The organism is Pediococcus pentosaceus (assembly GCF_001437285.1).
Taxonomy (GTDB): domain Bacteria; phylum Bacillota; class Bacilli; order Lactobacillales; family Lactobacillaceae; genus Pediococcus; species Pediococcus pentosaceus.
Genome location: NZ_JQBF01000001.1, coordinates 154961 through 176639 on the forward strand (window position 1 = coordinate 154961; position 21679 = coordinate 176639).

Genomic DNA, 21679 nt, shown 5'->3' on the forward strand with positions numbered 1-21679 from the left:
TCTTCCTAGGACCAATTAATCCGTTTTAGCTTGTCCTAACCAGAAGTAAAGCCAAGGTCCGATAGGTTGAATAAATACTAAAGCTAACCACAGACCACGCGACCCATGACGGAATTTTTTGGCAGTAATAATATCTTTTAAAGCAATAAAAAGACCGGTAATTTCGAAAGCCACCACTGGAGCAAGACGTTGTTTTTGACGCTTAGTAGGTAGATGCTTGTGCATAATGATTCCTCCTAGCTGAATAAGTTAGGTTAATTCTAACATGAAAGCGATTACTAGGTTAGGATTTTACTCGAATTCGTTTGAAATAGTAGACGATAGCTGATCCAGCAAACAGCACGATCAGAACGATTAAAACTAAGCTTGAGTAGGAGTCGATTGTAGCTGATACTTCGGACCAAGCCTCACCTGCCAGTCGACCAAGCAGAATGAGTACAACATTCCAAATCAACGTTCCCAGTGTAGTTAATAAAACAAAGATTTTCCAAGGCATTCTAGTCATACCCGCTGGTAAAGAAATTAGGCTCCGAATGACGGGAACAAAACGGCCAAAGAAAATCGTTTTGGAACCATGTTTGACAAAGAAATTATGAGTTTTGGTAACGTCGCTATGTTTTAAACGTAGGATTTTACCAAGGCGGCTACTGATTAGACGTCCTAAGCGTTCGACGGTTAGATAACTTCCAATAATATATAGAATCACTGCCCCAATCACCGCTCCAATCGTTGCTGCAAGGACACTACCCCAGACGGTAAGTTTGGAAGAAAGGGTAATGAAGCCGGCAAAAGTCAAAATCACTTCTGAAGGGATGGGGGGAAAGACGTTCTCCAGTGTAATTAGCAAAATAATTCCTAAATAACCAAAGTCGTTTACGAAATTAATAATGTATTGTTCCATTGGGGTCCTCCAAAGAATATTTTGTCACTATTTTCCTATTATTATTCAGATGTTGGAGCTTAAAGTCTATGAAAATCCATTGGAGTTAAGTGAACTTAAGAAGTTCTTAGAAAGTATGACATTTGTCATATTTTTTGGTGACAAGCAGTACTAGGGAAACGAAAAGGTATTTTCTATGATATAAGCATGGAGGAATAATTATGACAAATGCAATCATCGTAAATAACTTAAAATTCAACTACGGCAATCAACAAGTTTTACAAGACGTAAGCTTTGAAGTCCAGCCGGGGAAAGTTGTTGGTTTAATTGGTGAAAATGGAGCCGGAAAAACCACGCTTTTAAGAATCTTATTAGGCTTATTAAAAACAAATATGAAAGTATCAATTTTAGGACATCGTCCAGGGATGAGTCAATCAGTCGCATCAATGTTTCAAGGTGACTTAAAGTTACCTGGCGTGAAAGTTGGGGAAATTTTGGCGGAGGTAGCAGCTCAATATCCTAATCCTAAAGCTCCCCAAACGGTATTAAAAGAATTAAATTTAAGTGATTTAGCGCATCATTATTTGAACGATTTATCGGGTGGACAGTTGCGACGAGTTACCTTTGCAATGACTTTAGTTAGCAATGCAAGTTTGATTTTTCTCGACGAGCCTACCGTAGGAATGGATGTTAATGCTCGCCAAGATTTTTGGATTAACGTTGATCGAATGAAAAATGAAGGAAAAACGATATTAATTACGAGTCATTATTTAGAAGAAATCCAACAGACAGCTGATCAGATTTTAATCTTAAAAGATGGAAAAATTGAGTTTGATGGTACTTTGAATGAACTTCAGAAACAATATTTAACCACCCAGATTAGTTTTGAAACTAAACGTAAAGGATCTATTTTTAGAAAACTAACTCAAGTTCAAGCGATTGAGCAAAATGGAAATAAAATAAAAATTAGTAGTACTAATGGAGATGCAACGTTAAGAGACTTAGTACCATATTTAGAGGAAATTCAACATTTGAACATCATTGATGCTTCACTAGAAAATATTTTTCAAACTATTACTCGAGGAGAAAAAAACAATGCAGAAGATGATTGAACAACTGAAATTTGATGGAAAAAGATTGATTTTTCGGAATTATGGCTTCGTGTTCTTTTCATTGCTGATGCCCACGGCCTTTTACATCCTATTTACGCAAATTAATAGAGTCCAAATTAAAACGTTTAGTGCAGAATATATGGGGAGCATGATGGTTTACAGTATTTTAATTACTGCCATTATGGGCGTTGGCAATTTTATGGAGCGAGACCGTAACCAAGGATTAATTACGCTTTTAAAGATTACTAATCGTAATTTAAATCATTATTATATTTCGATTTGTTTTTGGAGTTTGATGATGAACATCTTTACGATTGTTATTTTAGGAACGACGGCGATTCTGATCAATCATGTTGATTTAAGTACTATGCAATGGGTAACTATATTAGGACTAGTTTGGTTAGGTCAAATACCTCTGTTACTACTTGGAATTGCCATATCACATGTTAAACGACAAGAAACTCTAACAATTTTAGGAAACTTAATTACATTTCCAGTGGCTATTTTAAGCGGACTTTGGTGGCCAATTCAAATTTTACCGCGGTGGGTTCAAAATATTGGTAATAAATTACCAACCTATTTTTTGAACGATATGATTAGTAGCACAGTGAATAATGCTAAAATTAACTGGAATGACGTTCAGGGTCTAGGGGTTTGGATAGTTGGATTGGTCGCCGTAATGACAGTGGGAACAATCATCACACGACGAAAGGGTAGATTGGCTCGTGGTTAAAAATAAATGGAATTTTAGAAATGTGAAATGGGAATATTATATCTGGTTATTATATATGCCATATAATATTTCGCTTTATTTACCAATTAAATCGGCAACGGATGCTTTTTGGATAGTTATGTGTCTAGGGTTCTTAGCAGATTATATTTGGGCAGCCGAAAAACTAGAATGGCAAAAAGTTTCCATTCCATTAGAAATCTTAATCACGGGAATTTTTACCATTTTTAATTTTAATTTCTATATGATGGTTTTCACAGCTTGGCAAGTAGCATTTTTGATTGTGGGGAGACCTAAAAAATATGTTATGGCTTTTTTTGGGGCGTATTACACTATTTTAATTATCGGGCTAGTAGAAGTTATCGGATTATTTCCTACGCAAATTACTACTAATACTGGTGGGGGAATATTTGGAAATATTATGGGTCTGGCGTTTCCAATTATTTCACCAATCATGTCATATGCTTTTGCAGTTTCGATTCGCTACCGTCGAAAAATGCGTCAAGATAACCGACGCTTAGAAACCATTGTCCGTCGGGGTGAACGGGAACGAATTGCTCGGGACTTACATGATACTTTAGGACAAAGCTTTTCGATGATTACAGTTAAAACAGAATTAGCTAAGAAATTGTTAGAAAAAGGTTCGGATCAAGTGGGACGTGAACTAGAAGATATTGCGACTACAAGTCGAGCAAATTTGCAGCTTGTCCGTCAAATCGTTAACGATTTACATCAACAATCATTAAGTGAAGCTTTATTTATTCAGAGTAAGAATCTGACGGATGCTAATATCTTTATGATGACTGAAGGTGAAAACGAAGCTATAAATTGGCCAACTGAAGTTCAAAATGAATTTGCAGCTGTAATTATTGAAGCAATCACGAACATTATTCGTCATGCCCAAGCCCGTACAGTTCAGATTCGTTTTATGCATGCTGAGGGTCGCTATCGAATTGAAGTGCAAGATGATGGACATGCGCAAACTTTTATTCGACAGGGTTCTAATGGGATTTCCGGTATGCAAGCAAGGATGCGTGCTAAACATGGCGAATTTGATATTCAACAAAATAAAATAGGAACGCAAGTTTCCTTTAACTTACCAGAGGAGTAACGATGATAACTTTATATCTCGCAGAAGACCAAAGCATGTTAAATACTGCATTAAGTCAGCTATTAAATTTAGAAGATAATTTAGAAGTTTTAGGATCGGCAACCAATGGAAAACACGCATTAGCAGAAATCCAACGACTCCAACCGGATGTGGCAATTTTAGATATTGAAATGCCCATGATGTCGGGACTAGAAGTTGCAGAAGTTTTACATGACAAGCAACTTGCTACTAAAGTAATTATTTTAACTACATTTGCTCAAAAGACTTATTTTGAAAAAGCAGTTGAAGTAGAAGTAGCTGGATATTTATTAAAAGATAGTCCAAGTGATGATTTGATTGAAACTATCAATAAAGTGATGATGGGACGCACAGTGTATGACCCAGAATTAGTAGTCACAGCCTTATCATCAAATAAAAATCCTTTATCCGAGCGTGAAATGTCAGTTTTAAAGGCTGCAGTTAGTGGGGATGCAACTAAAGTAATGGCTCAAAAACTGTTTTTATCTGAGGGAACGGTCCGTAATTATTTATCAGCAATTTTTAGTAAGTTAGGGGTTCATAACCGACTTGAAGCCATTGAAGTTGCTAAGAAAAATAAATGGATAAATTAAAAAAGTTGCGACAAAAGGTAGTTTGAGTTCTCATAGCTATACGCTTAAACTCAGCCTTTTGTCACAACTTTTTATTTACGTTTTAACTTAACTACTGCTTCCACACGAGCCGTTTGAGGGAACATATCGATAGATTGAATGTATTCGACATCGTATTTTTCAACGATACGAACTAAATCACGAGCTAAAGTGGAAGGATTACATGAAACATATGTGAAATGTTCAGGTGCTGATTCCAAAATTGCGGTGATTAATTTATTATCTAAACCAACGCGAGGTGGATCGACCACAATTGAGTTCGGTTTAAAACCGGCATGTAGCCATTTTGGAAGAACTTTCTCAGCTGTACCAAATTCATAGTGAGCGTTTTCGATGCCATTAATTTTTGCATTTTCATTAGCATCTTCAATCGCTGATTCAATGTTATCCATTCCACGGACTTCCTTAGCTTGAGCAGCAAGTGAAAGTCCAATGGTTCCAACTCCAGAGTAAGCATCAACAAGATTGTCATCAGGAGACAACTCGAGGGCTTTACGAGTTTCAGCATAAAGTACAGAAGTTTGCTTAGGATTAAGTTGGAAGAAAGCGCGTGCGGATAGGTTGAATGATAGACCATCCAATTCTTCTCGAATGGTATCCTTACCACGCAGGTTTAAAGTCTTATCACCCCAGATTAATGATTCGCGACTAGGGTTAAGATTTTGCATGAAGGAAACAATTTCAGGGAATTGAGCTGCTAATTCATCAATAATTTCGTCTACATGTTCTAATTCTGGCGTATTAGTAATAAAGACTACTTGAGTTTCTTTAGTTGCGTCAGCAACACGTACTACGATCGTTTTTAGGCTTCCCGTATGAGTTTGTTCATCATAGATACTTACGTTGTATTTTTCGAATAATTCAACCGCAATTCGAATGATTTCCATCGTTAAAGGGTGTTGAACGCTACAAGTTGGTAAATCTACTAGATCATGAGTACCTTCCTTATAGAGTCCAGCCGCTACCTTACCATCTAAACGACGGACTTGGAATTGAGCCTTATTACGATATTCAAGGGGTTTTTCCATTCCGATGGTTGGTAGAAGTTCGAAACGTTTGTAGCCTTCGGGTCTGAATTTAGTTAGTGATTGTCGAATAACATCACGCTTAAATTCAAGTTGAGCAGGATAGGCTAAATGTTCAAGTTCGAATCCACCGACTCCTCCAGCATATGCGTCAATGGGTTTTACCCGATCGGGACTGATTTTTTTGATTTTACTTACTTCACCATTGATAAAACGGGGATGAACATCGGTAATGGATGCTACGACCTTTTCACCAGGAAGCGCACCTTTGATGAAACAGATAGTACGCTGGTAGTAACCAATTCCTTCACCATTTATACCCAAACGTTTAATTTTAAGTGGAATTTCGTCACCAATCTTGATGTCAGAAGATTTACGGGGATTATTGTAAAAATTCTTCCGACGGTCTTGTTTTTGACGGTTACTAGGTTTTTTACCGAATTTTTTTTTGCCTTGATAGTTTGTTTTTTCTTTGTTATTCATGATTACCTCGATTTTATGTGTCAACTAACAATTGTAACATATTAAGGATACCAAAATTTGATGTGTGATTTTGAACTAATTTTCGTTACACTTGAATTTGAAGTTTTAAAAAAGGAGATCTGAGGTTATGAATGAAAAGATATCAACTGTAAGAAAATGGTGGCTTGTATTTTTTATGGGAGTTGTTAGTGCGACAGGTCCTTTATCAATGGATATGTATTTGCCGGGTCTACCTGAAATGCAACGAGCTTTTCACTCATCAGCTTCTACCTTACAATTGAGCATCACATTTTGTTTGATCGGGTTAGCGGTTGGACAGTTAATTGTAGGCCCTATTAGTGATCGGATTGGACGACGAGTTCCATTAGTAGTCGGATTTGGATTATATGCGGTGACCTCATTGATGCTAATTTTTACTACCAATATCTATCTGTTTATTGGAATTCGCTTAATTCAAGGGCTAGCGGGCTCAACCGGGCAAGTGCTCTCAAGAGCGGTGGCACGTGATTTGTTTAATGGACATGAATTAACTAAATTTTATGCAATGTTAATGGCGGTAAATGGTGCTTTTCCAATTATTGCGCCAATTATTGGAGGAGCATTACTTTCTATTGTCCAATGGCAAGGGATTTTTGTACTATTATTTGTGATCGGAATTTTAGTGATGGTGGGGGTATTATGTACCTTACCCGAAACGTTGAAGGTAACCAACAATGAAGTCTTGACGCTTGGTCAAACTTTCAAAGGGTTGGGAGCAATGTTTGGTAAACGACAATTTATTTTAATCGCTTTAACGCAAGGGCTGATTTTTGGTGCATTATTTAGCTATATTTCTGCTTCTTCATTTGTATTTCAAACTTATTTCCACATGACAGTAGGGCAATTTAGTCTATTATATGCAATTAACGGACTGGGAATTATTCTTGGTAACAATCTTCCAGGCTACCTACCAGAGCAAATCAAGGATAGCGATATCTTAAATGGCGGGTTAATTGGTGGCATGTTTGCGGGAGTATTATTAGTTGGGAGCTTACTATTACGTCCAATGGCGATCTTAGTAATTATTCCCCTGTTTATTGTGGTCTTTTGCGTGGGAGTTGTTAATACGGTGGCAACATCCATGGCTATGAGTCTAGGTGGAAGAACAAATGCTGGAGCGGCTTCAGCCGTCTTAGGTTTATTAATGAATATTATTGGCGCTTTAGCTTCTCCATTAGCCGGAATAATGGGAACCCAGAGTTACGCTCCTTTAGCTTGGTTAATCTTTGGTTTTGAATTTTTAGGATTGATTTTATTTCAATTGACCCGTTTTGGGGCGAAAAGTAGCAATTATGTTGATAGGTAGGTTGCTATTTAACTGAAATCGTACTTCAATTGTTACAAATTATGTAGTAAAATTAAGTTCAAAGTGGGTGAAAAAATGGCAAAAGATATTATAGCAGATGAATATGTTACAGGTTCAGATGTTGTTGAAAAAATAGAACGAATTGGTAGTCTTGCCACCTTAGGTAATTGGGCTAAGGAAATGGAACGTAGCGGACATAAGTTTCAACATGATGGCCGTGGACGTCGTATTTATTCTGAAGAGGATATGGAAATTCTTGCTAAGATGAACGAACTACTTGGTGATCGTCATACGCTAAAGCAAGCTGTACAGGCAACGCTAGGGATGAATGACAACAGTAGTAAAGATGGCGAAGATACCGATGAAGTTACAGGATCAGAAAACACACCAGCTGTTATCGATGAATCCATGAAACGCTTTATTGCTTCGCAAAGCAAGGATATGGCTGATCTTAAGGAACTTTTGACGAAAGTCTTAGAACAGAATCAAAGTTACCATGAAGAAAACGTCAAATTGGAACAAAAAATTGACGAATTAGCCGAAAAGAACCAAAAAATTCTTGATCAACCTAAACAAGGTTGGTGGAAGCGTCATTTTGGTTAATAAAAAAGAATTCCAGCTGGAATTCTTTTTTTATTTATTCAATTACTCGATCATATCCAGCGATGTACCCTCGCCACCAAGGAACTAGATAACATTCACGAATAACGCCCCGATTTTGAGCATCTACCATCATGTTTTGACCTTCAACAATGATGCCAACGTGATCAATGGATTGCCCATGATTATAAGAAAAGAAAATTAAATCTCCAGGACGGACTTGATCATGGCTAACATGGCGAAATTGGTTAAATTGTTGTTCGGCGGTACGATTTAAATTAAGATTTAGAGCTTTTTTAAAGGTGTATTGAGTTAAGCCCGAACAATCGAAGGCTGTGGGTCCAGTAGCTCCCCAAAGGTAAGGCTGACCCATATGTTGTGCTAATACCGTCTGAATTGCAGTAAAAGAATTAGATGAAGCAGAAGAGGGCTGGGACGATGGGTGGTGAACTTCAGCTGAAGGTGAATCTGAAAGTGGAGCTACTTTTGGTGAAAAACCATGGGCTGAAACACTATGAATGCTGAAAGTTAATCCCATTAAAACGGTCATACTGGATAGAAGTAATTTGGTATGCATAAAAATCCTCCTAGATTTTGATTACATACCATAAATACGTTTTTAAAATAGAAATTCTAGAAAAGGTTTTATGGGATAATGAAAAAGTTAAGAAATAGAGGTGAGTTGAATGAGCGTAACTAAGATAGGAATTCGACAACTAGTTGAATTTATTTTGCGTACGGGTGACTTGAACGCGACGATGAATAGTCAAAATACTGCATTAGAGGGTGCCCGCATCCATCGTAAATTGCAAAAGCAACGTGATGAAAATTACGAAAAAGAATACTACGTTAAACGAGCCGTTGAAATGGATGGGGAAACTTTTACAATTGAAGGTCGTGCGGATGGAGTAGTTATTGACGATGACCTGTTTATCGAAGAGATTAAAACTTCGGATCCTACTTTTGAAGAGTTAAGTGAGAATACTAAGACATTGTATTGGAGCCAAGCAAAAGTTTACGGAGCGATTTTGACGCAAGACTTAGACTTCGACAAAGTGACCATTCAACTGACTTATTATCAACGTCCAACCGACGAAGTGATTGAAAAAAGACAAACATTTACCCGAACAGAACTGACCGAATTTTTTGATGATTTGGTTAGACAATACGAAAAGTGGATTAAGCTACGCAATGATTGGCGTACTGAACGTAACCAGGCAGCGCGCAAATTAGAATTTCCATTTCCAGAGTATCGAAATGGACAACGAGACCTAGCAGTTGCAGTTTACAAAACTATTTTAACTAAACAACGCCTCTTCGTAGAAGCTCCGACCGGAACGGGAAAAACAGTTTCAACGATGTTTCCGACCATTAAAGCCCTGGGTGAGGAAGTTATTGAACGGATTTTCTATTTGACGGCTAAGCAAAGTACTCAGCACGTCGCCGAAGAAGCTATCGAATTGATGGCTAATCAAGGATTGAGAATTAAATCCATTACAATTACAGCTAAAGATCGAATTATATTTCCTGAAGAAGTGGATATGAAACCAGAAGAAAATCCATACATGATTGGGTATTATGATCGAGTAAAGGATGGGATAGAGGACGCCTTAGAAAATGAAGACAAGTTCGACAAAGCTGTTATTCAAACGTATGCGAAGAAGTATATGTTAGATCCTTTCGAATTTTCATTAGATTTATCTTTATTTTGTGACTTAATTATTGGAGATTACAATTATTTGTTTGATCCCATGGTGTATCTCCAGCGCTTTTTTACAATTGAAGACCAAAGTAATTTCTTTTTAATTGATGAGGCTCATAATTTGGTGTCGCGTTCTAGAGCAATGTATTCAGCGGTGGTAGAGCAAGCTTTGGTAATTCAAGTACAAGAACTTTTTGAATCCTCAACCACTGACGTGGACTCGAAACAAGTTAAACGTAGATTGACCCAATTAGATAATGAATTTGAGTTGATTCATCAAGCATTTAAAAATCAAACAGAAGATTACATGGTGGAATATAGTCCACTAGACGGGCTGGAAAAAGCCATGTTGAACTTCAATGAAGTGGTCCGGGAATGGCTGCCTAAACAACCCGATAACGATTTGACCAGTACCATTTTGGATTTGTTTTTTGCCAACAATAAATACATTAAGATCAGTGAATATTTTGATGAAAGTTATCGAATTTTAATTCAAAATCCCGAAGATGATATAAAAATCGAAGAACAGATTCTAGATCCCAGTCCTTATTTAGATGCCTCATTAAAAAAAGGGCGCGGGGCGATTTTCTTTTCTGCTACGTTATCGCCCGTTGAATACTATCAAGAAACTTTGGGAAGTACGGAAGGCTTGATCTTACAGATGGCTTCACCATTCGAAGAAAAACAGCAAAATCTTTTAATTACTAGTTATATTGATACTAGATATGCGGCGCGCCAAAGAAATTTACCTAACATCATCGCTTCAATCGCAACTCTGGTGGAAGCCAAGACGGGGAACTACTTAATTTTTGGACCATCCTATACCTATTTAAATCAAATTGCGGATGCATTTCAGGAAATGCATCCTGAAATTGAAGTTCACCTGCAAACTAGCCAGATGAGTATGGAAGAGCGGACAGCATTTTTAGATGCTTTTCGGACCGAAAAATCGGGAACATTAGTTGGTTTTGCGGTGTTAGGCGGACTCTTTTCAGAAGGAATTGATTTAATTAACGAGCAACTAATTGGTGTAGGGATTGTAAGTGTAGGATTACCGGGCTTGAGTACGGAAAGAAATTTGCTGAAAGAATATTTTGACGAAAAAAATGGTCATGGATTTGAGTACGCATATCAATTACCTGGAATGAACCACGTTCTTCAATCAGCGGGGAGATTAATTCGAACTCGACGAGATCGAGGTAATATTTTGTTAATGGATCAAAGATTTGTCACATCCCGTTATTTAAATTTATTTCCCAGGCATTGGAAAAACTACCAAAAAGTAACTTCTGTAAGCGATTTACAAAAAGCAGTCAAAGCGTTCTGGAAACTGTAGGTAAATCGTTTTAACATATTTTGGACCGCACCACAAGATGTAGTGGATGATTTACGAAAACCTTTTAAAAATCTTTATATTTTGTATTTACAGACTAATATTTAGTAGTTATTATTATTACAACGTCTGTTACATAATTTGGATCATAGAGGGAGATTTCGGCATGTTTTTAGCAATAAATATTATTGGTATTATTGTATTTCTAGGCGTCGCTGTTCTATTTTCAAAAGACCGTAAACATATCAACTGGGCGTCGGTTGGTATTATGGTAGTGATCAACATTCTGTTAGCTTGGTTCTTAGTTAACTCGTCTGTTGGTATTAACGGGGTTAAAGCCGCTGCTGATGGCTTTAAAGCTTTGGTTGATGTTTCTTATAAAGGTATTGAATTTGCGTTGCCTGATTGGGTACACGTTAAATCAATGAACTTTGTTACAAGTGCATTGCTCCCAATTTTGATGATTGTTCCATTGTTTGATATTTTAACTTACATTGGTATCCTTCCATGGATTATCAAGTGGGTTGGTAAGGGTCTATCATTCATTACCCGTCAACCTAAGTTTGAATCATTCTTCGCTGTAGAAATGATGTTTTTAGGTAACACTGAAGCTCTTGCTGTTTCAGGTTTACAACTTCGTAACATGAAGTCACAACGTTTGGTTACAATTGCCATGATGTCAATGAGTTGTGTTACTGCATCAATTTTAGGTTCATACTTACTTATGATGCCGGGTCAATATATCATCGCTGCTGTTCCAATTAACATTGTTAATTCAATTATTGTTACAACAGTTTTGAATCCAGTTACTGTAACACCAGAAGAAGATACAATTGCTAAGATTGGCGGAAGTGCCTCTGGCGAAAGTACAGATACCATCGAATCTGGTTCTGAAGGGGTTGCTGAAGAAACAGTTAGCAAGAAGCCTGAACGCGAACCATTTTTCTCATTCTTGGGCGACTCAATTTTGGGCGCTGGTCGTTTGATTTTAATTATCACAGCTAACGTAATTGCCTTTGTTGCTTTGGCTGCTTTGATTGATGCTTTACTAGGTAAGATTAACCCAGTTCTTTCTCTAGAAAACATCCTTGGTTGTGTAATGTTCCCATTTGCATGGTTATTAGGTTTCGACCCTAGTCATGCTTTCCAAATGGCTCAATATATGGGTACCAAGTTAGTTACCAATGAATTTGTAGTTATGGGTGATGTAACTGGTAAGATGAAAGATTTCGCACCTCATTTTGCTGCAACATTGACTGTATTCTTAACTTCATTTGCTAACTTCTCAACCACAGGAATGATCATCGGTGCTTTCAAGGGTCTTGTCGATCGTGAAAGAAATGATGCAATTTCTAAGAATGTTGGCTACATGCTTCTTTCCGGTATTTTAGTTTCATTACTATCAGCTGGATTTGTAGGTGTGTTCGTCTGGTAACCTTTTTAACATTTAATTATTAATTAATTTAAATAGATAGTGAAAAAGAATGGACGTAACGTGCATTCTTTTTTAGAATGGTAATGAGGACGCTTTCATAAAAGCTGGAGGTAAGAAAATGACAACAAAAATTATTATGGATACAGATCCAGGAATTGATGATGCAGCTGCGATTTCCGTGGCCATCAATAATCCTGAAATCGAATTAGAATTAATTACGACGGTGGCTGGGAATGTTACGGTTGATAAAACTACTAAGAACGCGATGAAGTTAGTAAAATTCTTCAACGCTGATATTCCGGTTGCTGGTGGGGCAGAACAACCTTTGATTAAACCATTTGAAGATGCTGCTCGAGTTCACGGCGAATCTGGAATGCCTGGTTACGATTTTGGTGCAGAACCCACTAACATTCCAGTTAACAATGCAGTGGATGTTTTATATCACACTATTATGGCTAACGATGAACCAATCGTTTTGGTACCCACAGGATCGTATACTAACATTGCAGTACTACTTACTGAACATCCCGATGTAAAAACCAAGATCGAAAAAATTGTGGCCATGGGTGGAGCAATTGGCATGGGAAATATGACAAGTGCTGCAGAATTCAACGTCTTTACTGATCCCCACGCTGCTGAAATTTTATATAAGAGTGGCATTCCAGTAGTAATGGTTGGCCTAGATGTAACGATGAAAGCTCTTCTAACGCAATCTACGTTAGACACAGTAAAATCCTTAGGTAAGGCTGGAGAAATGCTGGGAGCCATTTTTAACCACTATTACGAGGGAAATGAAGGTGGTATCCCAATGCATGATGTTAATACGTTGGCATACTTACTAAAACCCGAAATGTATAAGACCATCCCATATTGGATTGACGTAGTTACTGAAGGACCGGCGAATGGTGAAACCGTTGCAGATATCCGAGGAGCTTATCACGATGGAAAGACCAACGCTGAAGTGTGTGTTGATATTGATGCCGACGCCTTCAATGCCTGGTTTATTGAAGAAGTTAAAAAGATGAATGCTTAATTTAAATGAATAAAAGTCCCATGATGATTAAAGCTTAGTTTTTCCTAAGCCAATCATCATGGGATTTTTTTAAACCTTTAAGGCTCGTTTTAACAAGATTGCGTCGCGTAATAGCATTTTATTTTCGTAAATATCATTTGGATAAATTTCTGGATTTTTAAAATAATCGGTTAAAATTTCAGAACAGCGGAAGCCTAATTTTTGGTATAGATAAAGTTGCTTAAAGCTAGTTGTTCCAGTTTTAATCGTTAGAGCCGTAAAATCAGGGTCTTCGTTAAAATAATCTACCACAAATTGAATTAAGCGACTCCCAAGGTATTGGTCTTGGAATTCAGGTTTGACGGCCACGTTCATAATTTCAGCGGTTAGCGGTTCGGTAGGCATGACAACAATTATTCCCACGGGCTGGTGCTGGTCGGTCAATTCGAACGCGGTACTTCGAGATAAATAGGTGGCAATGCTTCTAAGGGAGGGGTCGGCATCTAATAGTAATTTGTAGTGTTCGGGTCTATAAGTATTGATTTTTTGGATAACTAAAGTCAAAACTAAATCCTCCTGCTAGTTAATACGACCAACTTTAGACTACAAATGTGTTCACAATATTGCTAAATCTTTACTAATTAGTTAAAGTGGAAATAAGATATGAAACAATTAATGTTTCACAAGGAGAACAGACATGACCCCAGAAGAATTTAAAAAGGCTTTAGAAGATAAGGGATATCAAATTAGTGACCATCAAATGGCCCAGTTTGCTACCTACTACAAAATGTTAGTTGAAACCAATGAACATGTTAATTTAACGGCAATTACTGAAGAAAATGAAGTGTACCTCAAGCATTTTTATGATTCAGTCACCCCCCTATTAGAGGCGCCTGAATATTTTAAATCAGGAGCTGAACTATGTGATGTAGGAGCAGGGGCGGGATTTCCTTCTTTACCGATGAAGATTCTTTTCCCATCACTAAAAGTCACGATTGTTGATTCATTGAATAAACGAATCACTTTTTTGAAAACGTTGGTGGACCAATTAGAATTAACCGATGTGACTTTGGTACATGACCGAGCAGAAACTTTTGGTGCTAAAAAGTCCGTTTATCGTGAAAAATTTGAAATTGTAACGGCTCGGGCCGTAGCACGTTTGAGTGTCTTGAGTGAGTTGTGTATCCCGTTGGTTAAACAAAACGGATTTTTTATTGCCTTAAAAGCGGCCAATACTGAACAAGAACTTTCAGATGGGAAAATGGCCATTGCCATTTTAGGCGGTAAGCTGATCGTGGACAAGGATTTTGCGCTACCTGTGACTGGTGACGAACGCCATTTAGTAGTGGTAGAAAAGAAAAAGCAAACACCAAATAAGTATCCACGTAAACCTGGAACACCAGGTAAAGATCCAATTGGCAAGAAATAGAAGGTTATCATGATGGGTAAGAAAGTATTAAATGAACAATTGAAAACACAAAATGACGCAACGTATCAGATGATCGATATTACTAAGATTTATCCTAATCCATTTCAACCGCGGCATATCTTTGATAAAGATCGACTTGAAGAATTGGCTAAATCGATAAAAAAATCTGGTATCTATCAACCTTTGATTCTACGTCAACCAATTGCTGCATTAGAACGTTATGAAATTATTGCTGGCGAGCGACGCTACCGGGCGAGTATGTTAGCCGGTTTAGAACAAGTTCCAGCAATTATTCGGAACTTTTCTGATGAAGCCACTATGGAAGCAGCAATTATTGAAAATTTACAACGGGAGGATCTTAGTCCGCTAGAAGAAGCAGAAGCTTACCAAGCAATGATTAAAGAGTTAAATTTAACTCAAGCACAGGTTTCGGAACGATTAGGTAAGAGTCGGCCTTATATTGCTAATTATTTACGTTTATTAGGACTGCCAACGGGCGTTAAATTGATGCTCCAAGAGGGACGAATTTCAATGGGACAAGCACGAACATTGTTGGCAATTAAGCAACCTCAGGCTTTAGAGAAACTTGCCCAACGGACGGTCGAAGAGGGATTAACGGTTCGTCAATTAGAAGAAATCGTAACTAAATTTAATTTGGATAAAGATCGAGAAGCAGCTCAAAAACAAAAACGAAAGAACAAATCACCTTTTATTCGAGAACTTGAAAATCAATTGGGGGAACGCTTTGGGACGCGCGCACTGGTTGTAGCAAAATCAAAACAAAAAGGTAAAATTGAAATCAATTATGATTCAATCCAAGAACTTGATCGGATTTTGGATGTTTTGAATATTTCTTTAGACTAAGGAGGATTTAGTAATGGAATATGAATTACATGATATTGTTCAGATGAAGAAAAGTCATCCGTGTGGCTCTAATACTTGGGAAATCATCCGGGTAGGGATGGACATTAAGATTAAATGCGAGGGATGTGGCCACATTGTGATGTTGCCTCGTCGTGAATTTGAACGAAAATTGAAGAAGGTCGTTGAACACGCTGAATAAGTTGTAAGAGGGATTATGATAAGCCAATTTTAAGTTGCAAATCGTAGTGCCTCTTTTTTACTAACTAAAATCAAAAAATAGAACTGTAATATACGAGATTTCTTTATTGATGGTGATGAAAGCGCAACTTTGGCTCTGAACGGTCTGTTAACGACCCCTAATTTTTGATAATATATAGAGAAGAACACGCAGTTTTGAAAGGAAAGTGGAATTAAAATGGCATTAACAGCTGGTATTGTTGGACTTCCGAACGTCGGTAAGTCAACGTTATTTAATGCAATTACAAAGGCGGGAGCCGAAATGGCTAACTATCCGTTTGCTACAATCGATCCAAACGTCGGGATGGTAGAAGTACCAGACCAACGTCTAGATCGGATTCAAGAAATTATTCCTGCTAAAAAGATTGTGCACACAACCTTTGAATTTACCGATATTGCAGGGATTGTTAAGGGTGCAAGTAAGGGTGAAGGACTTGGAAATAAATTCCTTGAAAATATTCGCCAAGTGGATGCAATTGTTCACGTTGTTCGAGCCTTTGACGACGACAATATCACAACTGTTTCAGGTAAAGTTGATCCCATCGAAGATATCGAAACCATCAACTTGGAATTGAGTCTAGCTGACTTGGAAAGTGTTGAAAAACGTTTGACTAAGGTACAGCGTGCGGCTAAGGGACGCGATAAAGATGCAGTAGCTGAATTAGCGGTACTGGAAAAATTACATCCAGTTTTGGAAGCTGGTAAAGCAGCCCGTACAATCGATTTTGATGAATCAGAAATGCCTATTGTTAAAGGACTTTTCTTGCTAACTACTAAGCCCGTACTTTATGTGGCTAATATTGCAGAAGACGATATGGCCGATCCTGAAGCTTCCAAGTACTTCAAAGAAATTAAAGATTATGTTGCTCAAGAAGACCCTGATGCGCAAGTTTTGGGTATTTCAGCTGAAACCGAACAAGAAATCGCTGAATTAGAAGATGACGAAAAAGCGGAATTTCTTGAAGCAGAAGGAATTACTGAACCAGGCTTAAACCGTCTAATTCAAGCCTCATACAACCTTTTAGGTCTCCAAACCTTCTTCACGGCGGGCGGAAAAGAAACACGGGCATGGACGTTTAAGAAGGGAATGACGGCTCCTCAAACAGCTGGTGTAATTCATTCTGATTTTGAACGTGGATTTATTCGGGCTGAAACAGTTTCATTTGATGATTTAGACAAGTATGGCAGTATGCAAGGTGTTCGTGAAGCGGGACGTTTACGTCTTGAAGGTAAGGAATACCTTGTGCAAGATGGCGATATTATCGAATTCCGCTTTAATGTCTAATATAAATCAAACGAGGAGTAAATAGATTATGACTGAAGAACCACGTAATGAGGGCAAGCAAAGTAGTTCAGTTGCCCATCATGAAAATGAACCTAAAAAACAAGAATTAACTAAACGTAATGCAGATTTTATGTATCGTTTACGAAAAGAGCTTAAAGAAAGCAAGCTTAACGATGAACAACGTAGCGAAGCTTTGATTGATACTGAAACTCGGTTATTAGAAGCTCAAAAAACTGGTAAAACAGCTAAACAATTATTTGGTACCCCAACCCAACGATTAAATGAAATTGTAGAAGGGCCTAAGAAAGCTAAAATTGAAGCCCAAAATAACAATATGTGGATTAGAGCTTTAGATAATGGTTTAATTTTTGCCGCTCTGTTTGCTGCAATGTACGCAATCATGATGTTAATTGAGCCCAAGACGATTACTAGCACACCAGGTCCTTCAGGATTGCTAGCAATTATTTTAACGTCAGCAGTCGGTGGGATTGGTATGGGTTATATCTACAAAGTCTTAGGATCTAGTAAAAAGCGCCCTTCCGTATGGAAACAAGCGGGAATCGTCGTAATTGCCGTAGTCCTTTGGATTATCTTCTATACTAGCTTTGGAATGCTACCACCTGTTATCAATCCAACCCTTCCATTCTACGGATATGCAATATTAGCGGTTGCAGCATTCGGCGGACGGTGGTATCTTAGACGAAAGTTTCATATCGTTGGTGGCATATTTTAGTTAAAGAAAAGGGAGAGAATGATGAGCAATTGGGATAACAAGTTTACAAAACAAGGTTTAACTTTTGATGATGTTTTATTAATTCCAGGCGAAAGCCATGTATTACCGAATGAGGCTGATGTTTCAACTCAATTAGCTGATAACATTAAGCTTAATATTCCGATTATTAGTGCAGGAATGGATACAGTTACTGAATCTGCAATGGGTATCTCAATGGCTCGTCAAGGTGGCTTGGGTGTCATTCATAAAAATATGAGTGCTGGACAACAAGCTTCCGAAGTTTCAATCGTAAAAAATGCGGATGTAAATCTGGAAGACAATCCGCATGCAGCTGTAGATGACCAAGGTCGTCTATTAGTAGCGGCTGCTGTAGGTGTAACTAGTGATACTTTTGAACGTGCTCAAGGTTTAATCGATGCTGGTGCTGACGCTATCGTAATTGACACAGCTCACGGACACTCAGCAGGAGTACTTCGTAAGGTAGCAGAAATTCGCGAACATTTTCCAAAGCAAACGTTGATTGCTGGAAACGTCGCAACTGCGGATGGAACAAGAGCATTGTTTGACGCTGGTGTTGATGTTGTGAAAGTTGGGATTGGACCTGGTTCAATTTGTACAACTCGGGTAGTTGCCGGAGTTGGGGTACCACAAATTACCGCTATCTACGATGCAGCTAATGTAGCTCGTGAATATGGCAAGAAGATTATTGCTGATGGGGGAATTAAGTTCTCTGGTGATATCGTTAAAGCCCTAGTTGCGGGTGGAGATGCAGTAATGCTTGGTAGCATGCTTTCTGGTACAGACGAAACCCCTGGTTCAATCATTGAAGATAATGGTAAGAAATACAAAGCCTATCGAGGAATGGGTTCGGTTGGGGCCATGGAAAAAGGTTCAGCTGATCGTTACTTCCAAGGTGGCGTAAATGAAGCCAATAAGCTGGTTCCAGAAGGAATTGAAGCGCGGGTACAATATAAGGGTTCAGTTGCCACAATCATCTTCCAAATGCTTGGTGGACTCCGTTCTGGAATGGGTTACGTGGGCGCAGCTACCATTGCTGAATTGGCTGAAAAAGCACAGTTCGTGCAAATTACGAACGCTGGTTTAGTGGAATCCCATCCACATGATGTTCAAATGACTAAAATTGCTCCTAACTACCATAAATAGTAAATAAATATTCAATTTGGTATTGAATAATTAAAAACTTTAAGAGTTAATGGTCAAGGATTCGTCCTTGGCTATTAACTTTTTTTATTTTACGATGATTACAGGTTAAAATTAGAAGGAGGGTGATGCTATGAAACTATATTATTCTAAATTTCAAGTGAAAGATGCAACGTACTATGTGGCATCGACTAAAAAGGGCTTAGCTTTTGTCGGCTCACCGAACCAAACGTTAAAGGAAGTAAATCAGTTTTATCAAGCAATTGAATTAATTGAAGATGAAAAATCAAATATCGAAGCTGTACGTCAAATCAAAGAATATCTTGAAAACCGTCGCCAAGAATTTAATTTAGCAATTGATCTAAGTAATGGAACCCAGTTTCAACAAAAGATATGGAAAACATTAACGAAAATTACGTACGGTCGAGGGGTTAATTATACGGAACTAGCAGAACTAGCAGAAACACCTAAAGCCATTCGAGCCGTTGCTAGTGCAGTGGCACATAATCCGATTTTGCTAGTCATTCCTTGTCACCGCGTGATTCGTAAAGATGGGAAAATTGGAAATTATCGGGCAGGGGTTGAATTAAAAGAAAAACTGCTGAAAATGGAAGGTTTTCTTAAAGATTAATAAAATCCAGCCCTAGTAACGGGTGTTTTGAACGAAATTTGCTAGACTGGTAAAAAAGACAGTAAAAAGGGGAGATTCACCAATGAAAATTTTAGTTGTTGACGATGATAAAGAAATTGTTGAATTATTAGACATTTATATTAAAAATGAAGGTTACGAACCAGTATCTGCTTACAATGGAAAAGAAGCTTTGTCTAAATTACGTACCGATCCGGATATTAGCTTAATGATTTTAGACATTATGATGCCGGAAATGGACGGGATGCAAGTGGTTCGGGAAGTGCGTAAGGATTCATCCTTACCAATCTTAATGTTGTCTGCTAAAACAGATGATATGGACAAGATTAAGGGGCTCTTGACTGGAGCGGATGATTACGTAGCTAAACCTTTCAATCCACTAGAAGTCATGGCTCGTGTAAAATCACTTCTACGGCGTAGTGAAAAAGATATGACAGCTGATGAACCAGAAATTTTGGACATTGGTTCATTAATCATCAACAGTGATTCACATGAAGTTCGGACTTTAGCTGGAAAAGATGTGCAATTAACAGCACTTGAATTCGGTATTTTATATCTTTTAGCTAGCCATCCTAACCGGGTGTTCTCAGCAGATGAGATTTTTGAACGTGTTTGGCAACAGGAGAGTGTGATTTCAGCTAAAACAGTAATGGTACACGTTAGTCATTTACGCGACAAGATTGAAGAAGCTACGGGTGGTGAAAAGGTTATTGAAACCGTCTGGGGCGTTGGATATAAAGTAGTCGCGCACTAGGAGAGATTCAAATGAAGTTAACGGGGCGTGAAAAATATGAATTGTTTGGTGAAGGAGTTATTACGGTAATTCTTTTACTATTACTCAATTTATCAGTTTTTATCTTAATTGATAGTGCCTTAAAGTCGAATCCAGCTTTGTCAAACGCGGTCTTTATGGTTAAAAATTCAATTACAATTGGCGGCGTACAGATTTGGAGCTACCAAAAGATTTTTATTTTAATCATGTTTTTGGCTGATGCAGGGGTACTTTATTGGCGCTTAGAACGACGTTACAAGCAAATGCAGTTACGTCATATTATTGCCGAATTACATTACATTGCTAATGGTCATTTTGATCATCGTATTCCATTTGAATTAAGTGGAGACCATCAACGAGTGGTGGATAGTGTGAACTCACTGGTTGACAGTGTCATTAGCTCCATGGAAGAAGAGCGAGCGCTTAAGCAATCTAAAGATGATTTAATTACCAATGTATCGCATGATTTACGTACGCCATTAACCTCAATTATTGGTTATCTAAGGTTAATTGAAGATCGTCAATTTAAAAATGAAGATGACATTTTAAAATATACGCATACAGCATATTTAAAATCAATTCAGATGAAATCACTGGTAGAGGACCTTTTTGAATATACCAAGGTTAGTCAATCTAATCCCCATTTGACAATTAATACGATTAATGTGGATTCTATGCTTCAACAGTTAGCAGCTAGTTTTGAACTGGAAGCTAAGCAGAAGCATTTTGTGATTACTTCTAAATGTACGCCGAAAGATTTAGAAATTACCGGGGATGCCGAAAAAATTGGTCGGGTGTTCAACAATTTGATAACCAATGCCTTGAAATATGGTAATGGTGGTAAAAATATTTTTTTGAGTGCCAAACAAATTAATGATACGGTAATTTTTGAAGTTGCTAACGATGGTGAAAAAGTACCTGCTGAGGCCCTTGGCAAGCTTTTTGACCGCTTTTATCGAGTGGAAGGTTCCCGTTCCAAAGCCACTGGAGGAACAGGACTTGGATTAGCTATTGCTCAAAGCATCGTTGAAATGCATAATGGTACTATCGAAGCTCATTCGAACGATAAGCGAACGAGCTTTGTGATTCAGTTGCCATTGCATCAACCGGTAAGTAAGGACTTACCATAGA

The 21679-nt window shown here is 37.9% G+C and carries 23 protein-coding genes; 18 read left to right on the forward strand and 5 right to left on the reverse strand.

Annotated features, from left to right (window positions below):
- Positions 1–15 precede the first annotated feature (15 nt).
- On the reverse strand, positions 16–225 hold the full coding sequence (locus IV86_RS00720; RefSeq protein ID WP_002834141.1) for a hypothetical protein: 210 nt from the start codon (positions 223–225) through the stop codon (positions 16–18).
- 58 nt (positions 226–283) lie between these two features.
- Positions 284–901: a DedA family protein gene (locus tag IV86_RS00725; RefSeq protein WP_002834140.1), complete on the reverse strand. Its 618-nt coding sequence runs from the start codon at positions 899–901 to the stop codon at positions 284–286.
- 200 nt (positions 902–1101) lie between these two features.
- On the opposite strand from IV86_RS00725, the gene IV86_RS00730 reads away from it, so the two are divergent.
- Genes IV86_RS00730 through IV86_RS00745 form a run of 4 tightly spaced genes read left to right on the forward strand, consistent with a single transcriptional unit; the run spans position 1102 to position 4444 of the window.
- The gene (locus IV86_RS00730) at positions 1102–1992 is read left to right on the forward strand and encodes an ABC transporter ATP-binding protein (RefSeq protein ID WP_029257565.1); all 891 of its coding nucleotides are present in this window, start codon (positions 1102–1104) and stop codon (positions 1990–1992) included.
- A complete protein-coding gene (locus IV86_RS00735; RefSeq protein ID WP_029257564.1) occupies positions 1976–2725 on the forward strand; it encodes an ABC transporter permease in 750 nt (249 codons plus the stop codon). The genes IV86_RS00730 and IV86_RS00735 overlap by 17 nt, the downstream gene beginning before the upstream one ends.
- A gap of 55 nt (positions 2726–2780) precedes the next feature.
- Positions 2781–3833 carry a sensor histidine kinase gene (locus IV86_RS00740; RefSeq protein WP_232625424.1) on the forward strand — a complete coding sequence of 351 codons (1053 nt, stop codon included), beginning with the start codon at positions 2781–2783 and terminating at the stop codon, positions 3831–3833.
- A gap of 2 nt (positions 3834–3835) precedes the next feature.
- Entirely contained in the window at positions 3836–4444 is a 609-nt protein-coding gene (locus tag IV86_RS00745) for a response regulator transcription factor (protein WP_029257562.1), read from the forward strand.
- A 71-nt stretch (positions 4445–4515) separates the two neighbouring features.
- On the opposite strand, the gene rlmD is transcribed toward IV86_RS00745, so the two are convergent.
- Entirely contained in the window at positions 4516–5991 is a 1476-nt protein-coding gene (gene rlmD, locus IV86_RS00750; protein ID WP_002834132.1) for a 23S rRNA (uracil(1939)-C(5))-methyltransferase RlmD, read from the reverse strand.
- Between the two features lie 127 nt (positions 5992–6118).
- On the opposite strand from rlmD, the gene IV86_RS00755 reads away from it, so the two are divergent.
- Both IV86_RS00755 and IV86_RS00760 read left to right on the forward strand, forming a co-directional pair.
- Complete coding sequence (locus tag IV86_RS00755) at positions 6119–7336, forward strand: multidrug effflux MFS transporter (protein ID WP_055126491.1); 1218 nt, start codon at positions 6119–6121, stop codon at positions 7334–7336.
- A 75-nt stretch (positions 7337–7411) separates the two neighbouring features.
- Positions 7412–7939 carry a MerR family transcriptional regulator gene (locus IV86_RS00760; RefSeq protein ID WP_002834130.1) on the forward strand — a complete coding sequence of 176 codons (528 nt, stop codon included), beginning with the start codon at positions 7412–7414 and terminating at the stop codon, positions 7937–7939.
- Positions 7940–7973: 34 nt separating this feature from the next.
- On the opposite strand, the gene IV86_RS00765 is transcribed toward IV86_RS00760, so the two are convergent.
- On the reverse strand, positions 7974–8513 hold the full coding sequence (locus IV86_RS00765; RefSeq protein WP_029257559.1) for a C40 family peptidase: 540 nt from the start codon (positions 8511–8513) through the stop codon (positions 7974–7976).
- A 109-nt stretch (positions 8514–8622) separates the two neighbouring features.
- Between IV86_RS00765 and IV86_RS00770 the strand changes: the two genes are divergently transcribed.
- From IV86_RS00770 to rihC, 3 genes are all read left to right on the forward strand, one after another.
- Entirely contained in the window at positions 8623–10974 is a 2352-nt protein-coding gene (locus tag IV86_RS00770) for an ATP-dependent DNA helicase (protein ID WP_002834128.1), read from the forward strand.
- A gap of 163 nt (positions 10975–11137) precedes the next feature.
- The gene (locus IV86_RS00775; protein WP_002834127.1) at positions 11138–12406 is read left to right on the forward strand and encodes a NupC/NupG family nucleoside CNT transporter; all 1269 of its coding nucleotides are present in this window, start codon (positions 11138–11140) and stop codon (positions 12404–12406) included.
- A 118-nt stretch (positions 12407–12524) separates the two neighbouring features.
- On the forward strand, positions 12525–13439 hold the full coding sequence (rihC, locus tag IV86_RS00780; RefSeq protein WP_002834126.1) for a ribonucleoside hydrolase RihC: 915 nt from the start codon (positions 12525–12527) through the stop codon (positions 13437–13439).
- A gap of 69 nt (positions 13440–13508) precedes the next feature.
- Here the strand turns inward: rihC and IV86_RS00785 are convergent, their stop codons facing one another.
- Entirely contained in the window at positions 13509–13982 is a 474-nt protein-coding gene (locus IV86_RS00785; RefSeq protein ID WP_029257558.1) for a GNAT family N-acetyltransferase, read from the reverse strand.
- A gap of 133 nt (positions 13983–14115) precedes the next feature.
- On the opposite strand from IV86_RS00785, the gene rsmG reads away from it, so the two are divergent.
- From rsmG to IV86_RS00830, 9 genes are all read left to right on the forward strand, one after another.
- A complete protein-coding gene (gene rsmG, locus IV86_RS00790; protein ID WP_002834124.1) occupies positions 14116–14847 on the forward strand; it encodes a 16S rRNA (guanine(527)-N(7))-methyltransferase RsmG in 732 nt (243 codons plus the stop codon).
- 12 nt (positions 14848–14859) lie between these two features.
- Complete coding sequence (locus IV86_RS00795; RefSeq protein ID WP_002834123.1) at positions 14860–15711, forward strand: ParB/RepB/Spo0J family partition protein; 852 nt, start codon at positions 14860–14862, stop codon at positions 15709–15711.
- A 13-nt stretch (positions 15712–15724) separates the two neighbouring features.
- Entirely contained in the window at positions 15725–15910 is a 186-nt protein-coding gene (locus IV86_RS00800; RefSeq protein ID WP_002834122.1) for a DUF951 domain-containing protein, read from the forward strand.
- A 216-nt stretch (positions 15911–16126) separates the two neighbouring features.
- Complete coding sequence (gene ychF / locus IV86_RS00805) at positions 16127–17233, forward strand: redox-regulated ATPase YchF (RefSeq protein ID WP_002834120.1); 1107 nt, start codon at positions 16127–16129, stop codon at positions 17231–17233.
- Between the two features lie 28 nt (positions 17234–17261).
- Complete coding sequence (locus IV86_RS00810) at positions 17262–17966, forward strand: DUF1129 domain-containing protein (RefSeq protein ID WP_002834119.1); 705 nt, start codon at positions 17262–17264, stop codon at positions 17964–17966.
- Positions 17967–17987: 21 nt separating this feature from the next.
- Positions 17988–19130 (forward strand): IMP dehydrogenase, encoded by a 1143-nt coding sequence (gene guaB, locus IV86_RS00815; RefSeq protein WP_002834118.1) that lies wholly within the window; start codon positions 17988–17990, stop codon positions 19128–19130.
- A gap of 130 nt (positions 19131–19260) precedes the next feature.
- Entirely contained in the window at positions 19261–19758 is a 498-nt protein-coding gene (locus tag IV86_RS00820) for a methylated-DNA--[protein]-cysteine S-methyltransferase (RefSeq protein ID WP_002834116.1), read from the forward strand.
- Between the two features lie 82 nt (positions 19759–19840).
- Positions 19841–20530, forward strand: a complete 690-nt coding sequence (croR, locus tag IV86_RS00825; RefSeq protein ID WP_002834114.1) for a response regulator transcription factor CroR — start codon at positions 19841–19843, stop codon at positions 20528–20530.
- Positions 20531–20541: 11 nt separating this feature from the next.
- The gene (locus IV86_RS00830; RefSeq protein WP_002834113.1) at positions 20542–21678 is read left to right on the forward strand and encodes a sensor histidine kinase; all 1137 of its coding nucleotides are present in this window, start codon (positions 20542–20544) and stop codon (positions 21676–21678) included.
- Position 21679 lies beyond the last annotated feature (1 nt).